20 protein-coding genes are annotated in these 20,791 nt (G+C 46.4%); 7 read left to right on the top strand and 13 right to left on the bottom strand.

Features of this window, described 5'->3' with window-relative positions; all coding sequences use genetic code 11:
• The first annotated feature begins 183 nt into the window (after positions 1–183).
• On the top strand, positions 184–1,053 hold the full coding sequence (locus GZ78_RS15955; protein WP_034837891.1) for a methylated-DNA--[protein]-cysteine S-methyltransferase: 870 nt from the start codon (positions 184–186) through the stop codon (positions 1,051–1,053).
• 11 nt (positions 1,054–1,064) lie between these two features.
• Here GZ78_RS15955 and GZ78_RS15950 read toward each other — a convergent pair whose 3' ends face one another.
• The 6 genes from GZ78_RS15950 to GZ78_RS15925 form a co-directional block, all read right to left on the bottom strand.
• Positions 1,065–2,186, bottom strand: a complete 1,122-nt coding sequence (locus tag GZ78_RS15950; protein ID WP_034837889.1) for an acyl-CoA dehydrogenase family protein — start codon at positions 2,184–2,186, stop codon at positions 1,065–1,067.
• Positions 2,187–2,214: 28 nt separating this feature from the next.
• Positions 2,215–3,396, bottom strand: coding sequence for an acyl-CoA dehydrogenase family protein (locus tag GZ78_RS15945; protein WP_034838500.1), 1,182 nt, complete (start codon positions 3,394–3,396; stop codon positions 2,215–2,217).
• 99 nt (positions 3,397–3,495) lie between these two features.
• Positions 3,496–4,971: a protein kinase domain-containing protein gene (locus tag GZ78_RS15940; protein WP_161787408.1), complete on the bottom strand. Its 1,476-nt coding sequence runs from the start codon at positions 4,969–4,971 to the stop codon at positions 3,496–3,498.
• A 260-nt stretch (positions 4,972–5,231) separates the two neighbouring features.
• Positions 5,232–6,089: a pyridoxal kinase PdxY gene (gene pdxY / locus GZ78_RS15935; RefSeq protein ID WP_034837885.1), complete on the bottom strand. Its 858-nt coding sequence runs from the start codon at positions 6,087–6,089 to the stop codon at positions 5,232–5,234.
• 238 nt (positions 6,090–6,327) lie between these two features.
• Positions 6,328–6,978 (bottom strand): ChrR family anti-sigma-E factor, encoded by a 651-nt coding sequence (locus GZ78_RS15930; protein ID WP_034837883.1) that lies wholly within the window; start codon positions 6,976–6,978, stop codon positions 6,328–6,330.
• Positions 6,978–7,532, bottom strand: coding sequence for a sigma-70 family RNA polymerase sigma factor (locus tag GZ78_RS15925; protein ID WP_034838497.1), 555 nt, complete (start codon positions 7,530–7,532; stop codon positions 6,978–6,980). Before GZ78_RS15925 ends, GZ78_RS15930 begins: the two co-directional genes overlap by 1 nt.
• A gap of 273 nt (positions 7,533–7,805) precedes the next feature.
• Between GZ78_RS15925 and GZ78_RS15920 the strand changes: the two genes are divergently transcribed.
• From GZ78_RS15920 to GZ78_RS15895, 6 genes are all read left to right on the top strand, one after another.
• The gene (locus tag GZ78_RS15920) at positions 7,806–9,185 is read left to right on the top strand and encodes an NAD(P)/FAD-dependent oxidoreductase (protein WP_051786239.1); all 1,380 of its coding nucleotides are present in this window, start codon (positions 7,806–7,808) and stop codon (positions 9,183–9,185) included.
• On the top strand, positions 9,172–10,041 hold the full coding sequence (locus GZ78_RS15915) for a DUF1365 domain-containing protein (protein ID WP_051786238.1): 870 nt from the start codon (positions 9,172–9,174) through the stop codon (positions 10,039–10,041). Before GZ78_RS15920 ends, GZ78_RS15915 begins: the two co-directional genes overlap by 14 nt.
• Positions 10,042–10,117: 76 nt before the next feature.
• The gene (locus GZ78_RS15910; protein WP_051786237.1) at positions 10,118–11,371 is read left to right on the top strand and encodes an SAM-dependent methyltransferase; all 1,254 of its coding nucleotides are present in this window, start codon (positions 10,118–10,120) and stop codon (positions 11,369–11,371) included.
• A 21-nt stretch (positions 11,372–11,392) separates the two neighbouring features.
• Complete coding sequence (locus GZ78_RS15905) at positions 11,393–12,019, top strand: DUF3833 domain-containing protein (RefSeq protein ID WP_081869887.1); 627 nt, start codon at positions 11,393–11,395, stop codon at positions 12,017–12,019.
• Positions 12,006–12,779, top strand: a complete 774-nt coding sequence (locus GZ78_RS15900; protein WP_034837880.1) for an SDR family NAD(P)-dependent oxidoreductase — start codon at positions 12,006–12,008, stop codon at positions 12,777–12,779. The genes GZ78_RS15905 and GZ78_RS15900 overlap by 14 nt, the downstream gene beginning before the upstream one ends.
• Before the next feature lie 57 nt (positions 12,780–12,836).
• A complete protein-coding gene (locus tag GZ78_RS15895; protein WP_034837877.1) occupies positions 12,837–13,718 on the top strand; it encodes an alpha/beta fold hydrolase in 882 nt (293 codons plus the stop codon).
• Positions 13,719–13,747: 29 nt separating this feature from the next.
• Here GZ78_RS15895 and GZ78_RS15890 read toward each other — a convergent pair whose 3' ends face one another.
• The 7 genes from GZ78_RS15890 to GZ78_RS29995 all read right to left on the bottom strand — a co-directional run.
• Positions 13,748–14,998 carry an anaerobic sulfatase maturase gene (locus GZ78_RS15890; RefSeq protein ID WP_034838484.1) on the bottom strand — a complete coding sequence of 417 codons (1,251 nt, stop codon included), beginning with the start codon at positions 14,996–14,998 and terminating at the stop codon, positions 13,748–13,750.
• 309 nt (positions 14,999–15,307) lie between these two features.
• Positions 15,308–15,916, bottom strand: a complete 609-nt coding sequence (locus tag GZ78_RS15885; protein WP_051786236.1) for a cryptochrome/photolyase family protein — start codon at positions 15,914–15,916, stop codon at positions 15,308–15,310.
• A gap of 8 nt (positions 15,917–15,924) precedes the next feature.
• Entirely contained in the window at positions 15,925–16,413 is a 489-nt protein-coding gene (locus GZ78_RS15880) for a helix-turn-helix domain-containing protein (RefSeq protein WP_152558768.1), read from the bottom strand.
• 88 nt (positions 16,414–16,501) lie between these two features.
• Complete coding sequence (locus GZ78_RS15875; protein ID WP_034837873.1) at positions 16,502–18,037, bottom strand: hypothetical protein; 1,536 nt, start codon at positions 18,035–18,037, stop codon at positions 16,502–16,504.
• A gap of 200 nt (positions 18,038–18,237) precedes the next feature.
• Positions 18,238–19,215 carry an IS1595 family transposase gene (locus tag GZ78_RS15870; protein WP_051786235.1) on the bottom strand — a complete coding sequence of 326 codons (978 nt, stop codon included), beginning with the start codon at positions 19,213–19,215 and terminating at the stop codon, positions 18,238–18,240.
• Between the two features lie 542 nt (positions 19,216–19,757).
• Positions 19,758–20,435 (bottom strand): radical SAM protein, encoded by a 678-nt coding sequence (locus tag GZ78_RS30000; protein ID WP_051786234.1) that lies wholly within the window; start codon positions 20,433–20,435, stop codon positions 19,758–19,760.
• A partial coding sequence (locus GZ78_RS29995; RefSeq protein ID WP_456236232.1) for a hypothetical protein occupies positions 20,432–20,791 on the bottom strand: 360 nt, incomplete at its 5' end. The genes GZ78_RS29995 and GZ78_RS30000, both read right to left, overlap by 4 nt.

Genomic DNA, 20,791 nt, shown 5'->3' with positions numbered 1-20,791 from the left:
ACCGCAAGTTTCGGGTCGCGGCTGGTAATGCTCTCATTCATACTTTTTACTATGAAAATGCAGCTCTATCAGTCTCTGTAGCCATTTTCATGCTACGGGGTGAGCTGCATTTCCCGCTCATGGCTGTTTATTTCGAGATAGAAAGCCCTAATAGAAAGCCCTAATGGTGTCAGGAGTGTGTGAGTGAGCAAAGAGTATTCAGAAGAGCACCGGCAGTACCAGCAAGTCAGCAAGGCTATCGCCTATCTTTCCGGGCATTGGAACGAGCAGCCCGGACTGGCTGATGTGGCCAGTCATGTTGGGTTGAGCGAGTTTCACCTGCAGCGTGTTTTTTCTGAATGGGCGGGCATCAGTCCCAAACAATTCTTGCAGTTTCTGACCCGGGAGTATGCCAGGCAACAGCTAAGGAACAACAGTGTTCTGGATACGGCGCTATCCTCGGGCTTGAGTGGTAGCAGCAGGTTACATGATTTGATGCTGAGCTGGGAAAGTATGAGTCCGGGAGCATTCAAAGCTAAGGGAAAAGGCATTGAAATAGCTTACGGGATTCATGAATCTCCATTTGGTTACTGTCTTATTGCTCAGACGGCCAGAGGTATTTGCAAACTGTCGTTCTTCGATCATGAAGAAGATCAGGAAGGGCATGAGCAGGAGCTGCGTAAAGAATGGCCGGATGCACTTATCCACAGGAGTGACTGCAATACAGCCTCTGTAGCCCGACAAATATTTGATAGAGACTTCAATCAACAACCCCTTCATTTGATCCTGAAAGGAACGCCTTTTCAGCTAAAGGTCTGGGAGGCGCTGTTAGCCATACCTCAAGGGCAGCTATATTCCTATCAGCAACTGGCAGAAAAAACTGGGAAGCCTTCAGCCGTAAGAGCAGTCGCTTCGGCTGTTGCCCGAAACAATATTGGCTTTTTAATCCCATGTCACAGAGTGATAAGAGGAACGGGCGAGATCAATCAGTATCGGTGGGGGGCGGAGCGCAAGCAGGTTTTAATTGTTCATGAAGCCGTAGGAATAGAGAGTAATCAGGCTACTCGAAAGTAGCCTGAAAGTACTTAACGATTAAGAAACGTCTCGGCAATACTCTCACCCAGCTCGCTGAGCAGTTGAGCTGATCCTCCCAGTGTCAGTTCAACCTGTTTACTCCAAAGAGAGTAACGGAATAAAGGATAGTCCCGGTCAACACCAATCCCACCATGAAGATGCTGGCTGGCCTGACTGGTTCTGTGAGTCACATCACCGCACCAGATTTTGGCTATTTTTACCGAGTCGTCTGCTGGTTTTTCCTGATCCAACAGTGAAACTGCTTCAGAGGTTGCCAGCCTTAAACACTCAACATCAATATAAGCATCGGCCGCTCGGTGTGCGACGGCCTGAAAAGTGGCAATCTTGACATCGAATTGCTCTCTCTCAGCGGTGTATCCAGCGGTCAGCCTGACCATTTTGTCGGTCATGCCTACACTGAAAGCACACAATGCGGCCTGCGTTCTCTGCAGAGCATAAGTCATGGCGGTTTCTGCATCAGAGCCAATGGCCATGATATCTGCATCATTGACCAGAACATTGGTCAGAGTCATATGACTTTGAGCCTCGCCGCTGGTACTTTGCTGATCTGTCAGTTCTATTCCTTCGTTGTCAGGCGATAGCCACAAGGCGACCAGGCCTTCACTGGATTGTGCACTGACAAGAATCTTTTCAGCTTGAGCACCATAAGGTACACAGTGCTTTAAACCACTGAGCTGCCAGCCGCCAGCTACTCTTTCTGCTGTGGTAGACGGTGTCAGCGGGTCGTCATTCAGTGGTTCTGCGAAAGCCGTGGAAATCAGACAGTCTCCGGTTGCTACACGACCAAGAATTGATTGTTGCTGTTCAGTTCCGAATTTCTGTAAGGGTAAAGCGGCACTGACAAGCACCGGAATCAGTGGGGCAGGAGCCATAGACCGGCCCGCTTCTTCTATCACCAGGCAGAGCGTTTCAAAACCAAAACCCATTCCGCCCTGGACTGGATCGATGGATATGCCCAGAATGCCGGTCTCTCCCAAGTCTGACCAGAGTTTGGTGTCGTAACGGCTGTTATTATCAAACTGTCGTAAGTGTTCGTTATCGGTCTGGTCAGCAAAGATCTGAATGGCCAGCTTCTGAACATCTTGCTGCTCAGCGGATAATTTAAAGTCCATACTGTTTCTCCTTTTGAGCTCGTGGCCGTTATCGAGCCCTGGGCATCCACAAACCGGCAGCCGAAATAATATCCCGCTGAACTTCATTACAACCGCCGCCAAAGGTCAAAATACTGCCGACCCGGTAACGGTGTTCCAGCCTTCCCTGTAACAGGGCTCCCGGACTGTCTCCGCCAATCGTGGCATCCTGCCCAAGAACTTCCATCAGTAGTCGATAGACTTCAACGAAGTATTCGGTGCCATAAACTTTGGCAACGGAAGCCTGTTCCATACCCAGTCGATTCTCTTCAATAGCCCAGGCCTGTTTCCAGTTCATCACCCTCAGTACTTCCAGACCGGTTTTCACTTTAGCCAGATTGGTTTGCACCCAGGGTTTGCTGATGATGGGCTGACCGTCCTTACCTTGGGTTTCAGCGGCCCAGGTGGCGACGTCTTCATACAGGATCTGAATGGGGCCGTGATTCACCAGACTGAGACGTTCACGATTCAGCTGTCCGGTAATCAGTCTCCAGCCTTTATTGACTTCACCTATCTGGTATTTGTCGTCCAGTTGAAGGTCTTCAAAGTAGGTCGCGTTGGTACGAACACCCAGAGTCCAGATAGGCGTGTGGGAAAAGCCGGGGTTATCTTTGGGCACCAGAAACATGGATAGCCCTTTGTGCTTCTTAACAGCATCAGAATCAGTTCGGGCTGCCAGCCAGATGTAATCAGAAAAGTTGGCCAGACTGGTCCATATTTTCTGACCATTGATCAACCATCCGTTGTCGTTTTTTTCGGCTTTGGTTTTCAAGGCTGCCAGATCGGTACCGGCTCCGGGTTCAGAATAACCAATGGCAATGACGACTTCGCCCTGCAGAATACCCTTCACCACGGTTTCCCTGATTTCATCGCTGCCGTACTCTGCGAGAATAGGGCCAATGGCTTCTGTGGTAAGAAACGGGTAGGGGAAGCCTGAACGCATGACTTCTTCGGTGAAGATGTATTGTTCGATAGCGGTGGCTTCACGGCCCCCGTATTCTTTTGGCCATGACAGGGCAATCCAGCCATCCTGGCCCATTTTTCTGAGGCCTTTCCGGTACTCGGGACCGCCGCCTTCATAGTATTCCGGGTCTTTCATTTCCTCGATCATGGCGGAGCTCATGATCGATTTCATATACTCTCTGATCTCTAGCTGCAGAGCCTGCTGCTCAGGAGTCAGGGTAATATCCATAGCACTGCTCTCTTTCTTATTCTTTTTAATGGTCCGAAGCACTCCTTATCGGACAAGCGCTATCAATATCGGGCCTGAAGCGCCCGAGGTCAAGAAGAATTAAGGCAAGTGACTTTGTATGATCTCGAGCTGTTCAATCAGTGAACAGAGTGGTAGGCGATCTCTCCTGTTTCTGGAATAGCAGGACACTACTATGGGTAAGAGTTCCGTTGTGGCTATATGGTTTATCAGGTCCGTTTCTGATTCAAGTTGCGGATACAGGTAGTCGCACAGTTCAAAATCTTGATCGTCTTTTTTGCGCTCTTCCTCCCACTGATCAAAGTGGGTTGTTGTTTCTCCCGTGATGGTCTGCATCGCCAGTAGCCCCCAGGAGTAGACTTCGGTCAACTCATCAAAAGGCTGGGTTTGAACTTCAGGAGCAAAGTATTTCGGCTTTCTATTCCAGGCTTTGCTTTTGTCTCGTTGGATAGCAAATCCACCGTCAATCAGTTTGATAGTGAGCAGGTGGGTCATCATGAGGTTATCCGCTTTTAAATCTCTGAACAGAAAATTCTGCAAGTAGATAAAATGGAGGGCTCTGGCGGCATCCAGTAAAGCCAGAAGGCGCTGGGCAAAGTTCAGGTGCGCTTTGGTGGGAAATGTCGATATAAAGTGTGGGTAGGAATGGGGAAGTAGCTCGATCACGATGTACCGGGTCTCTTTGCAAATGCTACCTACAAGCTGAACAATGTATTTAGATTGGCAGTGGGTCAGAAAAGACAGTTCTTCTCTGAGCTGATCTTCTGAAGTTGTTTTGCGTATATTAAATTTGATGCGGCTTTCGGTTGGGCGTTTGACTACTTCTGCCTTTTTGGCTGCGACTCTATATTTCTTTTCAGGTTCACCTTCACCTTCAGCATGGTTTACGGTGAGTATTGCACTGTAGACAGTTCCATAGTTTCCTGAGCCGATTTTTTTAAGTCTGGTCAGTTCGGCATCGTCCAAAACTAAACGTATGAAAGGAGGTAAAGTCTCGCTGAATGGAATCAATGGCTGAGACGCTTCTTCCTCTTCAGCCGCGTGCTCTTTATTTCCTTTATTTCCTTTATTTCCTTTATTTCCTTTATTATCTGTTAGCGGGTCTGATGGTAACTGGCTCGTAGAGTCAGGGTAGAAAATAGTCATGTAGAACGCTTTGACCTGACTCAGGCCAAAATCTTCTGAACCAGAGATATTCGGGTCGAAAGGGTCTTGAGAATCTTGATTTTTCTCATTAGAGAGAAGATCGAAATGTGAAGGGTAAACAAGGCCGGAAGTGTTGTCTTCAAGTTCATTACTGAAAAAATCCATGCCGGTCAGGTTGGCTTCAGAGGCAATGATACATTGGTCATACCAGTATTGGATCGCGACTTTTATCCATCTTAAGTGCTGAATATATTCTCCAAGCCAGCGGTTATTCTGCCATTGACTGAGGCTATGCTCCTTTTGACCTGAAGGATCAGTAAGAATGCCCGGGACAGAATGAACAAATACTTCATGATCGATGTCTGCTGTGGATTTCCATTCAGAATGACGGCTCACCAGAATTGTAGACATTACAGCGGCAGGGACAGTTATAGAATCAAGACTGGCTGAAAGTTGAGGACAGGCAAAGAGAAGGAAGACCAGTAGAGCTGGATTAAAACTTGAGTAAGATTTACTTTTTATTTTGAAGCCAAGCCTGCCATGAGTCAAACAGTCCATCAAAGCCTTCCCTGATGATTACAAGATTATTCATTATTGGCGCATTGAAGATAGCTCATGAGAGCCTATCTGTAATACACAGGGTGGAGCTGGGAAGGTTCCAACCTGTTTCATTATCCAATGGGTTGAGCGACAAAGACTTCTTGTGGTTTAACCAGTTGATCCTGAGACTCTATAAGCATTAGCTCTGAGCCTTGATGCTGATGGGTTAGTTTGAATGCCGCGTACATGGCACCCGCAACATGTTCCAGGCTGCTCTTTAACTGCTCGGTCATCAGGTACTTGGCAAGGAACAGGGCTGAAGTCGCATCACCACAGCCACTCATGGTGTTTTTAAAATGCAGCAGTGGCGCTTTGACTGTCCAGGCTTCGGTTTCTGTGACCGCCATCATTTCAATGATGTCGTTATCTGAATCCTGATAAATAAGACTGGTGACCAATATCACCCTGGGGCCTTTGCCCAGTAATGAGCGAGCTGCAGAAAGAGCCTGTTCAGGGCTGTGAATAGTTTGTCCGCTTAATATTTCCAGCTCAAAATGATTGGGGGTCAGAATATCCGCTTTCGTCAGGAGTTGATCCCGGAAAAACGCTGGAATCTGATGATTCACATACAGGCCTGTGTCTCTGTCGCCCATCACAGGATCGCAGCAGTAAAGTGCCTGAGGGTTTGCTTTTTTTACTTTATCCACAGCATGCAAAATAACATCAGCAACCGCCGGATCTCCCATGTAGCCTGAAAGCACGGCATTGCATCGAGACATCACATTCAATTGCTCAATACCTTCAATCACGTCCAACAGAGTTTGTGGCTGAAATACCGGGCCTTTCCAGGTGTCATAACCCGTATGGTTGGAAAACATGACGGTGTTGACGGGCCAGACATTGAATCCCATACGCTGAAGGGGAAAGACAGCCGAAGAGTTTCCAGCATGTCCGTAAGCGACATGGGATTGAATGGAGAGTATGTTCATAGGGTGGAGGTATTGCTCAAACCAGATCCGAAAAGTTTAATCGTACTTCTTAATCGTACTTCTTAATCGTACTTCTTAATCGACTTTGAGCGAAGTAATCATTTTACGGAAGGCTTGGAACACCGATACAGCAAAGAGTCATGCCTCATATCGTTGGCACGGAGCCTGTCGAAGTGCATGACCTGCATTCTTCGACAGGCTGGATTACTTGTGTGTATTAACTCCGTTCCCTATAAACTCAGAGCTGGAAGAAAGGTTGCAAAAGCCTGGGCACAAGTCCGTTAAATCTTAAAGGAGCGTCGGTGGCAATCAGGCATATGCAGCCTTCGTGGGTATCGGCAACCGGTTGATGTTGAATATCAGGGTCAAGGTCGGCCACGTCACCTGCACAGAATCGACCCAACTCATCTGAATAAGACCCCCTCAGAACCAGAGTGAGCTCAGAACCAGTATGTCCATGAGAGGGCATGCAGGTACCCGGAGCAATTTTCAGTAGCCTGAGGTTACTCTCTGCCGCAGGCAGAATGAACTGTTTGAGTCCGGGTGCCATGGTTTTCCAATGCAGGTCGTCCAGGTAGTGTCCCAGTAAGTGTCTCAATGGAGAAGGAACGTCTGCGTCGTCAGGTACATGCGGTTCAGGCTTGGCCGGTTCGGCAGCTTGAGTCGTTTCACCCAGCATCGACAATATGTCGTCTTTTGCACCTGCCGACATAGGCGTAGGCTCAAGCTGTTCGAGTAAACTGATGCCAATCTGCTCAGCCTCCTGAACGTGACAGCTGCAGTGGTCACACAGGCTCAAATGTGCGGCCACAACGGTTGCGATGGCGTCAGGCAGGCTGCCTGCGGAGTAGCTCATCAGGGTACTGAGGTCAGGATGATGTGTTGTCATTATACCTCTCCCATCTGATTACGAAGTTTGGTGAATGCCAGTCTCAAGCCTGATTTCACGCTGCCCAGTGGCATGTCCATGTCTTCAGAAATCTCGCGGTGACTTTTTCCTTCGTAATACACCTTGTAAACCAGTTGGGCTTGTTGTTGAGGAAGGCTTTTCAGGGCTGATTTGATCTTGGCAGAGTCAAACTCTTTCATGGCTGGTACAAAGCTGCTCTCGGGATAATTATCCAATGGTGACAAGAGGTTCGATTTTTCTTTTCTCAAACGGTCAATCCACAGGTTTCTGGCAATGCGGAAAATCCAGGTGGAGGCTGCGGATTTATCCGGGTCATAGCTTTTACAGTTCTTCCAGACGGACAACATCGTTTCCTGGACCAGTTCTTCGGCCATTTCTCCATGAGCGCCTTTAGACATCAGGTGACTCTTGAGTCTCGGGGCAAAAAAGTCGTATAGCAGAGCAAAGGTCTGCTTGTCTCGGTACCTGCCCAGATCGGCCAGTGACTGTTTTAACTTGTCGGGCGTTTTTGTGATGCTGTTATTTGGAGCCATTTTGCTTTTACTGGCGAAATGGTCGGAACGTGGCGTTTCAGTATGGCCATTTCTATTGTCATGATCCGTCATTTCTAGCTCATAGCTGTTTATCTGAATTGGACATATCATCAGAGTATCGCGTGTTCAGCCCATTTGTCTCTCTTTACGTGGTTAAGGCGCGATTGGATCACTGGGTTTTAAATCAGGAAATCAAGTCAGTGGCCTTGTATGTGATCCAATTGAGGGAGTAACGCGTAGAGGTTTCTGAAGCTTACGTTTACAGGTCGCTCTATGACAGTTAAAGGACTCAACATTGCTGTAATTGGATCAGGCATAGGCGGGCTATCCAGTGCCTGGTTACTGTCTAAACAGCACAACGTGACTCTATTTGAGAAAGATGATCGTTTTGGCGGCCATAGTAATACAGTGATGGTTAATGACGGCGATCTGACCGTGCCTGTGGATACCGGCTTTATTGTCTTCAATAAAAAGACTTATCCTAACCTGACCGCTTTTTTTGATCATCTGAATGTGCCGGTAATAAACACCGACATGTCCTTTGCGGTCTCTATGAATGAAGGTCGTACCGAGTATTCAGGAACTGACCTGAACGGCCTTTTTGCCCAACGTCTCAACTTGCTGAAGCCTCGATTCCTGAGAATGTTACTGGATATCTTCAGGTTTTATCAGGCCAGTAATGAGCTGATGCAACAGCTCAACCCATCTGTCACTCTTCGGGAATTACTCTCCGGACGAGGCTATAGCCAACAGTTTATTGATGACCATCTGGTGCCTATGGGAGCTGCCATATGGTCAACTCCTTCTGATCGTATGCTGGACTATCCGGCGCTGGCCTTTATGAGGTTCTGCCAGAATCATGGGTTGCTGCAGCTGACAGATCGTCCTCAGTGGCAAACGGTGGAGGGGGGCAGCAAAGAGTACGTCCAACGCATTCTGGCCGATATGGATGGTCTGGCGGTCAAAAACCGGTGTGTCCGAAAAGTGAAGCGATACGCAGATCGGGTCGTTATTACGGATCTTCAGGGGGGCACCCATGAGTTTGATCATGTGGTTATGGCCTGCCATGCCGATACTTCTCTGGCCATGCTGGGTGAGCCGGATGAGCTTGAACAATTGTTACTGGGAGCGTTCAGTTTTCAGCGCAATCGGGCCGTTCTGCACAGCGATGAACGACTTATGCCTTCCAGGAAAAGAGCCTGGGCCAGTTGGAATTATTTTGGCACGCAGTCAGGAGAAAGGCATAAGGCAGGAGAAAGGCATAAGGGGCCTTCTCTCACTTACTGGATGAATCGTCTTCAGCATCTTGAAGGTCAGCCGCTGTTTGTCACCCTTAATCCTTCTATAGAACCTGAAAAGATTCATGGTTGCTATCTCTATGATCATCCGGTGTTCGATCGCAATGCGCTTGAGGCGCAGTCACGATTGTGGGAGCTGCAGGGGCGTAATCGTACCTGGTTCTGTGGCGCCTGGTTTGGCTATGGATTCCATGAAGACGGTTTGCAGTCGGGTCTCGCGGTTGCCGAAGCTCTGGGTGGTAAAAGAAGGCCCTGGTCTGTTGAAAATCAGAATGACCGCCTGGTCTGGCCTGAGCATGGCATCGGAAAAAGACCGGTGACTTCTGGCTTGGAACGTGTTCATGACATTTACTGATCTGAAGCGAAATAATCCTCATCCTGATGATCAGGAGGCCGTTATGAATTCGGCAGTTTACTGGGGGCATTTGATGCATAACCGCATTCGCCCCCGCAAGCACAGGTTTGCATACCGTGTAGCTTCCTGGCTGGTGGATCTGGATGAACTGGATACTCTTCATCAACGTTTCAGGTTTTTTTCTGTTGATCGTTTTAACCTGCTCTCATTTTTCCGGAAAGATTTTGGTGATGGGTCAGGGCGTGATCTTAAAGTTCAGGTAGAAGGGCTGCTTGCCGAGAATGAGGTGCCTGCTCCTGCGCGTATTTTGATGTTTTGTTATCCAAGGGTTTTGGGGTACGCCTTCAATCCTCTCACGGTGTATTACTGCTTTTCATCGGAACAAAAGCTTTTAGCGCTGATCTACGAAGTGACCAATACCTTTGGAGAGCGGCACAGTTATGTGATCCCGGCCGAAAAAGCAAAAGACGGGCAGGTATTTTTTCACCAGGCCGTTGAAAAACAGCTGCACGTGTCACCTTTTTTCAACACTGATTGCCAGTATGGATTCAGGGTTCAATTACCCGGTAAGACAATCAAGTTATCCATCAACCTTAACAATGACGAAGGAAAGCTGTTTGCCGCTGTTTTTAAAGGGACTCGTCAGACATTAAGTGACTTTAATATTCTCAAACAGTTATTGGTTCTGCCTTTGCAGGCGATCAAAGTCATCCTGGCTATTCATTGGGAAGCACTGCGTTTGTTTTTCAAAGGGATCAAGGTTGTTCGCCATGTTCCAAAAGCAAGGTTCTTCAGTTGGAGCCGAGGCTGGTCAGGTCACCCTGATCGTCAGGAACAGAAAAACCAATCCGGTTAGCGCGATTGAGCGAATAAAGAACCATGAGTTAAGAGTAACGGTTACAAGGTATTTTTACGGTAGACAGGAGGCATCAATGCTGGAAAGTTCAGGTAAAAGTCTGACGCAAAACAGTTTTATCGCAGCGCAGAATAAAACCGCTGTGAGTGAAGAGCGTCCGTTGCCCAGATCATTGAAATGGCTGGTGGGTAAACTGGATCAGGCGTCATTCAGCCGTATTGAGCTTCAGTATGATGATTGTCTGGTAAAAACCGGTCAGCATCGGCGGGATGTGCCCATCCCCAGAGTACAGATTAATCATCCCATGAAAGTGTTGAGGTCTTCTAACCGAGGGGTAATGGGTCTGGCCGAATCCTACATGAAAGGTGATTGGGATACTCCGGATCTGCAGGCGGTGCTGGACTGGGGTATGAGCAATGAGCAGGCACTGGATCAGCAGTTTTCTTCTCACTGGTTTTTCAGAAAACTGAATCGTATCAGTCATCTATTAAACAACAATAGTCGTAAAGGGAGCCGGCGTAACATTACCGCTCATTATGATCTGGGTAATGATTTTTACAAGCTCTGGCTTGATCAGACTATGACCTATTCCAGTGCAGTGTTCACAAACGATCGGGAATCACTGGAGCAGGCGCAGGGCAATAAATATCAGTTGGTTTCAGAATGGTTGGGTGTCCAGCCTGAGCATTCAGTCCTGGAGATAGGCTGTGGTTGGGGGGGCTTTGCCAGAACATTAAAGCAACAAGGTGGGCAACACTATTCTGGTGTCACACTCTCTTCAGAGCAGTTGCAGTATGCTCAGAATTCTCTGGAAAACGAACAGGGCTTTGACTTTATCCTCAAGGATTATCGGGATATTCAGGGACAGTATGATCGGGTTGTCTCCATTGAAATGCTGGAGGCTGTAGGTGAAAGCCACTGGCCAACCTATTTTCAGAAAGTGTTTGACGTTCTAAAGCCTGGTGGCACGGCAGTGATTCAGGCGATTACCATTGATGAGGAAAGGTTCAGCCTGTATCGCAAGGAAGCTGACTTTATTCAGAGTTATATCTTTCCGGGTGGGATGCTACCCACCGATCACATCATTCATGAGCAATGTCAGACAGCGGGTCTGAATGTTGAAGATACCTTTTCTTTCGGACGTGATTACGCAAAAACACTTTCTATCTGGGCAGATGTATTCAAACAGCGCTGGTCAGAAATAGTGAAGCTGGGCTTTGACGAACATTTCAAACGTATGTGGTTATTTTACCTGGCTTATTGTGAAGCTGGTTTTAAGCAGGACAGCATTGACGTACGACTTTACAGGATCAGGAAACCGCAATCATGAACTGGGCAGGGAGGCTCTTTGATGATGAGAAAACACTGGCTTTTGGTTTTGTTGTTCACTCTTTCACTGCAGGGATGTGCCGCTATGAAACTGCAAGATAAATACTCAGAAGATCAGCCGCTTTTAACCATTGAGCATTATTTTCAGGGCACTACCTACGCCAGAGGAGAGTTTGTCGATCGTTTCGGAAAGCTTCGCAACCGGTTCGAAGTCATTATGAGGGGTCGGGTAGAAGGCAATGTTTTGATACTCGATGAAGACTTCATCTATGAAGATGGCTCAACCTCGAATCGACTCTGGAAAATAGAAATACTGGCTGATGGTCAGTATGAAGGTGTAGCCGTTGATGTGATTGGCGTTGCCACCGGCAGAAGTGAAGGTAATACCTTTAACTGGACCTATGAAATGGATCTGCCTATTAAAGGAAGAAGCTGGCGCGTGAAGTTTGATGACTGGCTGTTCCTGCAGAAAAATGGACAGATTCTTAATATTGCTGATGTCAGCAAGTGGGGATTTACTTTGGGTACACTTACGTTCTATTTCAGTAAGGATCGTTCGCTGATTAGTGATGAAGCCCTGAAGAAGTTCAGTCTTGATGATGAAGCCGGGTCTGGAATCTCAGGAAATGAACACAATGAAAAACCCTGAGACCCTGAAGGGTAAAGTGATTTGGATTACCGGGGCCAGCCAGGGCATTGGCCGGCAGCTGGCACTGGCTGCGGCAAAGCGAGGAGGTACAGTCGTTGCCACTGCCCGAAGTTACGGCAATCTGGACAGATTACAGCATGAAACGCAGGGCCTGGAAGGCATTGTTATTCCAATGCCTGCCGATGTGACAGATCAGGACGCCATTATCCGTGCAGCCGATGAGATCATGACTCGTTTTGGCAGGGTAGACATTGCCGTATTGAATGCGGGCACTTTTATAAAAACCGATGGTGTAGATTTCAGATCCACCGATATGCGCAAACACCTCGAGCTGAATGTCATGGGGGTGTGCCATTGTCTGGACGCTTTGATCCCGATGATGGTGGGTCAGCAGTCAGGCACCATAGCCATTAATGCGTCATTGGCGGGATATAGAGGTTTGCCAGGGGCTGCGGCCTATGGAGCCAGTAAGGCGGCTCTGATTAATATGGCCGAATCATTATACTCTGACCTTAAACCTCATGGTGTCGAGGTTAAGGTGATTTCCCCCGGTTTTGTTAAAACGCCCCTGACGGATAAAAATACCTTTAAAATGCCTTTTCTTATGGAGGTAGAGTCTGCGGCAGATGCGATCCTGTCTGGATTAGACAGTCAGCATTTTGAAATCCGGTTTCCCAAAACTTTTGGCATGATTATGGGTTTTCTCAGAATTCTGCCGTACAAAGCGTATTTCAGTGTGACCCGTCGTCTGAATCAATGATGGTCTTTTCAGGTTGTGCCAGAATGGACTGATCGGCACTCGATTCGGAGACTCATAATGGGCGATTGTTTTTCCCTGGCAAAAATCCGGACCCTGACTCTCAATGATGGACGACAGCTTGAATACTACAGCAGCAGGTCGCAAGGTCCTGCTGTTTTCTTCCATCATGGTGTTGCCAGTGACTTAAGTACCGTCAAAATATTTGAGTCTGCTGTTCATAATCTGGGAGGCCGAGTCATAGCCTACAGTCGTCCGGGTTATGCAGGCAGTGATCGTCAGTCAGGGCGCTCCATCCAATCTTCTGTGGCCGACATCACAGCCATTCTTGAAGATCTTGATCTGGACTCTTTTCTCTCCGTGGGCTGGTCTGCAGGAGGGCCTCATGCATTGGCAATGGCAGCGGCTTTTCCGGGGCGCTGTCATGGGGTTTCAACAGTAGCCAGTGTAGGGATGCCCGACGAACATTTCCGACATGGTATGAGTGAACTCACCATGATGGTTCTGACCCTTGCTGAGCAGGGAGAATCCGTTCTGGAACAGTGGATAGTAGAAAACAGGGAAATGCTGCTTTGTGAATCCAGTCAGGCATTGATTGCTTCTCTGGAAATGTTGTTGGGTGACTCAGATCGTTCAGCCATGCAGGACGGACTGGCAGACATCATGTTTCACTCATTTCAAAGAGCAATGGCCACGGAAAGTGGATGGGTCGATGATCATCTTGCCCTGGTAAAGAACTGGGGATTTTCTCCTCAATCCATAGGTTGTTCAGTCACTGTCTGGTGTGGGGATGAGGACAAGGTTATGCCACCCTCTCACAGTCGGAATCTGGCAAAAGCGATGACGGCAGCGGAAGTGAGAATGATGAAAGGTGAAGGCCATTATTCCATTCTCTGGAATAACCGTTCTGCCATTGCCTGTGATCTGATGAATAAATTTTAAACCGGAGGCTGAGCCTCCGGTTCTACCGTTTAATAATGAGCGACAACCTGGCTCTGTTGTTTGGCAATGGTGCTCGCTACATGCATGATATTGGCCGGAGCGCGGTTATTCTCCAGCTCTTTAGCCATGTATTTCATGTAAGGGTCCATGTGTCCGAAGATCTTCTTGTAACCTGGGCACAAGTGGTTCTGTAATGTGCCGTCGTCGTTTTGGTGGATACGTTGTTTCGGACAACCGCCGTTACAAGCATGGCGGAATTCACAGCTTTCACATTTTGCACCGACATTGGCCTTGTCCTGGCCAAACTTCTTCTGGAATTTTTGAGTCACGGTCTTATGGATTTTGCCATCCATAACATTACCCAGACGGTATTCAGGGTAAACATAGTGGTCACAGCTGAAGATGTCGCCATTTCGCTCAATGATCATGGCGTCGCCACATTCTTTGCGATAAACACAAACGTTGGGTTCTTCACCGTGCCAGGCAGCCAGGGCATTATCAAACAGTTGAACGAATATTTTGCCTACGTCTTTGCGAACCCATTCGTTGAACACTGCGACCATGAAGTCACCGTATTTGCTGCCATCGACAGAGAAAGGGGTCAGCTGCTTCTCGGTCTTTGACTTGGGGAAGATCAGCTGTGGTTGTGCTTTTTCAACTTCCATCTGTTCAACCACAGGGATGAACTGCATAAATTCTGAACCAATGCTTTTCAGAAAGTTGTAAACCTTAACCGGGTGTTCAACATTGACGTTGTTGATGACTGTTAACGTGTTGAATTTGACCCCATGTTTTTTCATGGTCTCAATGGCACGCATCACTTTCTTGAAAGAGGGCTTGTCGCCTTTCAAGGGGCGGTATATGTCGTGCAGTTCTTCGGGGCCATCTATAGATAGACCGACCAGGAAGTTGTGTTTTTTCAGGAATGTACACCAGTTGTCGTCCAGAAGAACGCCGTTGGTTTGCAGACAGTTAACGATCTCTTTTTTGCCAGCGAACTCATTCTGATATTTAATAGCCCGCTCAAAAAAATCCAGCCCAGCCAGAGTTGGCTCGCCACCCTGCCAGGCAAATTCAACAATAGGTGAATCCTGACCGGCAATGTAATGCTTAACGTAGCTTTTAAGCACTTCGTCACTCATGTGAGTGATTTTTTCCTTACCCCGATCTTCCGCCTTCTTGTTGAAGAAACGCTCTTTCTCCAGATAAAAACAGTAATCGCAATCCAGATTACATTGATAACTGGTCGGTTTGGCCATCAGGTGGAAAGGCTTTTTCATACTACAGCTGCCTTGGGTGAAAGGTTGTTCTTGTTTTGGGTTCTGGACATGTCTTAAGGACTTGTGATCTACAGGCCTATTGTCAGAAGACATAACGCTCATGACCGATGGGCATGAGTCAGGTGTTGTAAGTCAAGCAGCTTAAAGTGTTTGCGGTAAATATCAATAGGGAGGTATTTTTATACCACTCTTTTAGGTGGAAATACTTAATCTAGAGCATGTTTAGTTTCTTTAGATATGCCTGTGCCTGATGAGTGGTTGCAGCTTGATCCTCGGCTGATTGTTTATCCCAGTTCTTATATATCATGCCTATTCTGGGGTTGTTACTGAGCTGTTCTCTGTTCTCTGTGCTCGCCAGTAAAGACTGTTAAACGGACAAGCGTGTTCACCGGTTTTTCGCTTTACATCGTAATGGCAGCTTTTGCAGTAATCGCTCATCTTGTTGATATAGTTGCCACTGGCGGCATAGGGTTTTGAGGCCAGCAATCCACCATCGGAAAACTGGCTCATACCTCGAGTATTGGGAAGCTCTACCCATTCAATAGCATCCACATAGATGCCCAGATACCATTCATCAACCTGATTAGGATCGATTCCAGCCAATAAACAGAAGGTGCCCGTGATCATCAGTCTCTGGATATGATGAGCGTAGGAGTACTCCAGAGATAGACCAATCGTTTCCTGTAAACAGGTCATTTGGGTTTTTCCTGTCCAGAAATAGTCAGGCAGAGCTCGTTCAGCCTTGAGGTGGTTGAGGGATGAATACTCAGGCATATTTACCCAGTAGATGCCCCGGACATACTCACGCCAGCCAAGAATCTGCCGGATAAAGCCTTCCACCTGGGCAATAGAGATCGATTGTGGTTCCGCCTGCCAGGCTTTAATGGCGGCCTGAATAACTTGCAAAGGTGTCAACATTTTACTGTTCAGGGCAAAGGAAGGGCTGGATAGCGTATATCCAGATACTCCCGTACTTTTTTTTCGCTCTGCTGCCAAGCTTTTCGAACCGGGCGCTGAGGTGTTAATCCCATCTTCTTAAGCATCTTGCTCACGGCTGCAGGATGCATGGTGACGTTGAACTCAGTCTTAATCACTGAGGCAATAATATCCCGTGACCAGAGTGTTTTATAAAACCCATAATCCGTGGGATCTTTGGTAAGAATAATCTGGGCCAGTGCGTCTCTCTGCTCAGGTGAGAGTTTGGCATTTTTACTATGGGCTATTGGCCGTGTTTTGAGTGCTTCCATACCTCCTTCACGGTATCTGCCAATCCAGCGATAGATACAGGACTCATCAGTCCCATATTCTTCGGACAAGCTCTTTACGGTAGCGCCATCAAGCCACTTCTGAATCGCTTCAATACGAATGGCTTCTCTTACTTCATGGGAAACTTTGCGACCGTCGACCTTACTCATAAACACCTCAAAAACAGAGAGGTCAGAATAAGGTATCTCGGGCTGCAAAGTGTTGGCTCAGATCAATAAGTACTATCCATATCCGTTTTTAATTTAAGTTTTTAAGCAGGAAAGCCTTTTCAGGTGTGGGTGAGTTTCTAAGACAATATAAACTGATACCAGCTACAATCAGGACAACAGCCGATACTGCTACTATGGAACAACTAAGGGTAGATATAGTAATAATGAAATCTTTGTCAGTTGTATCTGGTATATCAAAGTCAGGGTTGGGAATATTTAGTTGTATAGGGTTTTGAGAGTCTTCCCCGTCGCTTGTAGAGAGCATTATCATGTTGTAATTTCCGTTGTACACCTCAGTAGAGTTCTGCAGGGTACTGCTCTGAAACATAAAGGAGATATTTTCATCATAGAGTGTGTTAAGAATGTCAAATTTATCTTTTATGTCTGACATCTGGCCGTTGGATAAGTATAAGGTTATCGGGGTGTCTTTTTCGTCAAATATGTTGAGTATTAACTCTTCACTTTGTAGCAGTGTTTCAGCGCTGGATATAGTCCAATTGTGTTCAGTGTTATTAAATAATTTTAAATTGCATTTTTTTTCATAAGGAATATCTGAGTATTTAAATTTGTCTGGTGAAGAAGCGTAATCCAAATATTGATAGCAGTATTCGTCATCAACTTTATCAATGATAGAAAAACTGCTGAGTGCTACGCTGGATATTTGTGTTGCAGAAGTTAATGTGAAAGCAACGTAAGGTATTAGAAGAAAATTGTAATTAATGGTATTAAAAGTGTTAGCAGGGTCTGTGGTGTTTTGATTGAAAACATTCCCGCGAATGGTCATGGTTGAATAGTAATCTGAATTTATCCTTAAATTAATTTCATACAATGAATCCGATAGGTTCAATTTTGGGTTAGGCTCTCCCGAAAAACTCTGATCTTGTACTCTTATGGCCATAGGTGCTTTTCTGTATTTTGGATTGAATTGAAGGAATTGGCCATTCCCTTCAATAGTCTGCTGAAGAATCATATAGGTATTTAAATAGTCTTGGTAGTAAAAAGGGTTTACGTAAAACGTGCCAATTATGCGTCGATCTGTCACGTGTTCAAGACATTTAATACCATACTCAACTTGACAATCAGGCACTCTGATTGCCCTTGGGTCAGTCTCAGTCAAGTCTATAAAACCCGCATCAGTATGACATTTATCGCCTTCCTGTTTAAAAAAAACAACAGGAACAAAATCCATGCTGAGCACTGGCCTTTCAGCTAACATCTGATAACCAGTTAAATCATCTGGAAGAGCCACTTCCTGAAAATACTGGATTCCATCAGGAGCGACTTTAGAATAGATAACTCTTGAGCTTCTCATCTTATCAATCTTGTTAAATATTGCACTGTGTCTACTGATTGGGTAGCCCGTATTAATACTCCTTAAACGTAATTTTTTTTCGCAAGGAGGGGGGAGGTGTGAATATATATCAGGTTGTATTTTTAAATCCCATTTAACAAAGTCTTTTTTATATTGTGACTCTACATCACTAGGAAGGGAAAATGCTTGATTGATAGGCAGAAGGAAAGCGCTAAAAAAAAACAATAATGCTTTGACGTTTGTTTTAGACATGGATCTTTTTCTATGAATTAAAATATGGTGTGTGAGTATAGTTCAATATGGAAAATGTGAATGTGATTTAATGTTTTAAGTGCTGGTCTTCGATTAAAAATATTTTTAAATCAATCCGTTATGATTGTTTTTTTAAGCTGTTTTTTAATTGATTGACGATTCACAGATTAGTGCGGTGATGGGGGCATAGTTTCAACTGGCTAAGTTACCTTTAATGGTGGGTTGACCCAATGATCAACAATAACCTCTGTCAATTTCTCCACAGTCAGCTTCCGAGCCTCTGTCAGCCGTCGCCTCCAGCCCAGGTAATGATGAAGGTACTTAGTGGCAACCCCATGAAAGACTCCCGATATCCAGTTCTTGAGGTGACTGTGATAAGCATTCACATGCTGTATATGAAAAATGTCATCCAGCACCCTTTGTCCTTCTGAACTGATTAACTCTTTGAAAGTGAACCCCAGTTTTCTGGCCAGTTTCTCATGAGCAAGATGTGCATCAGCACACACTACAGCTTCTATAGAGATGCGACCGTTGAGATGTTGGCAGAGTTGATCTCCACTGGTTGCTTCCAGTATGCCATCGACTGTTTGAGACTGGCGATCGCGAGCCACCATCACAGGAAATTTGCGACAAGGGGTCTTTTTATCGTTACCACGTTTGCGGGACGCTCTGGGCATACCGGATCGCTGGCCTTTGAATGATTCACGAAACAGAGTTTCATCTAACTCGACAATACCAGAAAGCTCTTCTGCTTGATCTTGCTCGATCACCTGAAGAAAACGATGCCTCCAACGAAAAGACGTCTTTAACGTGATATCGCAATGCCTGGCTGCTGGCCTCAGAGTCATGGAGTGGGTCATACCGTCCAGATAACCAGCCCATTTCTCAGGGTGTCTGAGTCGGGTCAGAGGAGTGCCGCTGAAGGCATTAAAAGTCTTCTCGCAATGCTTACAGCGATAGCGCTGTCGGCCATTGCGAATGCCCCAACGCCTAATCTCAAGACTTTGACAGTGTGGACAATGGGGTTTCTCTGCGAATCGGGCTTCTATGGTTTGTTCAAGCTCACGGGAACTGCCGTACTCGCCGTCCTCAAACAGAAGGCGGTGCAAGGTGTTTTTCTGTTGACGGGTTAATGAAGAAGAGGCATCAAGAAACTGTTTGAAGAGTGGATATTGCATAACCAGCTCCTCTGGAAGTAAAAGACTATGAGATTATAGTTCATGCAACCATTAAAGGTAACTTAGCCGTTTCAACTATTCAGAAAATTGAAAGTTTATTCGGGGTGGCATTGCTTTAACTCATTACACGGTGAACTGAAAATAAGTTGAATACTACTCTGGTTTTGATGGTTATGTTGAAAGGCTTTTTTAGTATTTCTGAAGCAGATAGTGAGCCTGGCTCCTACCTGCTTCAGAGGCTATGAAAACACCTTTATTGAGACGTGATGTTTCAGTATTGGCGTACAATCTGGCTTTGCTGTCTGGCAATACTGCTGGCCACATGCATTACATTAGCGGGAGCTCGATTTCTGGACAGCTCGTTAGCGATGTATTTCATATAAGGGTCTATGTGACCAAAAATCTTCTTGTAACCCGGGCAGAGGTGGTTTTGTAGAGTACCGTCGTCGTTTTGGTGAATACGCTGCTTTGGACAGCCGCCATTGCAGGCTCTGCGGAACTCACAACTTTCGCACTTGGAGCCGACATTGGCCTTGTCCTGATCAAACTTTTTTTTGCAGTTTCTGGGTTACGGTCTTATGGATTTTTCCATCCATGACATTGCCCAGTCGATATTCCGGATACACATAATGGTCACAGCTATAAATGTCGCCATTACGCTCAATGATCATGGTATCGCCGCATTCCTTGCGATAAACACAAACATTGGGTTCTTCTCCGTGCCAGGCCGCCAGGGCATTATCAAATAGCTGAACAATGACTTTACCTACGTCCTTTCTAACCCATTCGTTGAATACCGCCACCATAAAGTCACCGTATTTACTGCCATCCACCGAGAAAGGCGTGAGTTGTTTTTCTGTGGTGGACTTAGGGAAAATCAGCTGTGGCTGGGCGGTTTCCACTTCCATCTGCTCAACCACCGGGATGAACTGCATAAACTCGGAGCTGATGCTTTTCAGGAAGTTGTAAACAGTTAGCGGATGCTCAACGTTAACGTTGTTGATGACGGTGAGTGTATTGAATTTAACGCCATGCTTTTTCATGGTTTCAATACCGCGCATCACCTTTTTGAAAGAAGGCTTGTCTCCTTTCAGAGGGCGGTAATGATCGTGCAGTTCTTCAGGGCCATCAATGGACAGGCCCACCAGGAAGTCGTGCTTTTTTAAGAATGCACACCAGTTGTCGTCCAACAGGACGCCGTTGGTTTGCAGACAGTTCACAATTTCCTTGCCGTGGGCATATTGTTGCTGGTACTTAATAGCTCGCTCAAAAAAGTCCAGTCCAGCCAGGCAAATTCAACAATAGGTGAGTCCTGACCGGCAATGTAATGCTTAACGTAGCTTTTAAGCACTTCGTCACTCATGTGAGTGATTTTTTCCTTACCCCGGCCTTCCGCCTTCTTGTTGAAGAAACGCTCTTTCTCCAGGTAAAAACAGTAATCGCAATCCAGATTACATTGATAACTGGTGGGTTTGGCCATCAGGTGGAAAGGCTTTTTCATACTACAGCTGCCTTGGGTGAAAGGTTGTTCTTGTTTTGGGTTCTGGACATGTCTTAAGGACTTGTGATCTACAGG

The sequence above is a fragment of the Endozoicomonas numazuensis genome (genome assembly GCF_000722635.1).
Lineage (GTDB): Bacteria > Pseudomonadota > Gammaproteobacteria > Pseudomonadales > Endozoicomonadaceae > Endozoicomonas_A > Endozoicomonas_A numazuensis.
This window is presented reverse-complemented; position numbering and strand designations above follow the sequence as displayed.

What these genes read in the sequence shown, in the direction of transcription:
- GZ78_RS15950 (WP_034837889.1), bottom strand. Translation starts at nt 2,186, where the DNA reads ATGGACTTTAAATTATCCGCTGAGCAGCAAGATGTTCAGAAGCTGGCC.
- GZ78_RS15945 (WP_034838500.1), bottom strand. Translation starts at nt 3,396, where the DNA reads ATGGATATTACCCTGACTCCTGAGCAGCAGGCTCTGCAGCTAGAGATC.
- GZ78_RS15940 (WP_161787408.1), bottom strand. Translation starts at nt 4,971, where the DNA reads ATGTCTACAATTCTGGTGAGCCGTCATTCTGAATGGAAATCCACAGCA.
- pdxY (WP_034837885.1), bottom strand. Translation starts at nt 6,089, where the DNA reads ATGAACATACTCTCCATTCAATCCCATGTCGCTTACGGACATGCTGGA.
- GZ78_RS15930 (WP_034837883.1), bottom strand. Translation starts at nt 6,978, where the DNA reads ATGACAACACATCATCCTGACCTCAGTACCCTGATGAGCTACTCCGCA.
- GZ78_RS15925 (WP_034838497.1), bottom strand. Translation starts at nt 7,532, where the DNA reads ATGGCTCCAAATAACAGCATCACAAAAACGCCCGACAAGTTAAAACAG.
- GZ78_RS15920 (WP_051786239.1), top strand. Translation starts at nt 7,806, where the DNA reads ATGACAGTTAAAGGACTCAACATTGCTGTAATTGGATCAGGCATAGGC.
- GZ78_RS15915 (WP_051786238.1), top strand. Translation starts at nt 9,172, where the DNA reads ATGACATTTACTGATCTGAAGCGAAATAATCCTCATCCTGATGATCAG.
- GZ78_RS15910 (WP_051786237.1), top strand. Translation starts at nt 10,118, where the DNA reads ATGCTGGAAAGTTCAGGTAAAAGTCTGACGCAAAACAGTTTTATCGCA.
- GZ78_RS15905 (WP_081869887.1), top strand. Translation starts at nt 11,393, where the DNA reads ATGATGAGAAAACACTGGCTTTTGGTTTTGTTGTTCACTCTTTCACTG.
- GZ78_RS15900 (WP_034837880.1), top strand. Translation starts at nt 12,006, where the DNA reads ATGAAAAACCCTGAGACCCTGAAGGGTAAAGTGATTTGGATTACCGGG.
- GZ78_RS15895 (WP_034837877.1), top strand. Translation starts at nt 12,837, where the DNA reads ATGGGCGATTGTTTTTCCCTGGCAAAAATCCGGACCCTGACTCTCAAT.
- GZ78_RS15890 (WP_034838484.1), bottom strand. Translation starts at nt 14,998, where the DNA reads ATGAAAAAGCCTTTCCACCTGATGGCCAAACCGACCAGTTATCAATGT.
- GZ78_RS15885 (WP_051786236.1), bottom strand. Translation starts at nt 15,916, where the DNA reads ATGTTGACACCTTTGCAAGTTATTCAGGCCGCCATTAAAGCCTGGCAG.
- GZ78_RS15880 (WP_152558768.1), bottom strand. Translation starts at nt 16,413, where the DNA reads ATGAGTAAGGTCGACGGTCGCAAAGTTTCCCATGAAGTAAGAGAAGCC.
- GZ78_RS15875 (WP_034837873.1), bottom strand. Translation starts at nt 18,037, where the DNA reads ATGTCTAAAACAAACGTCAAAGCATTATTGTTTTTTTTTAGCGCTTTC.
- GZ78_RS15870 (WP_051786235.1), bottom strand. Translation starts at nt 19,215, where the DNA reads ATGCAATATCCACTCTTCAAACAGTTTCTTGATGCCTCTTCTTCATTA.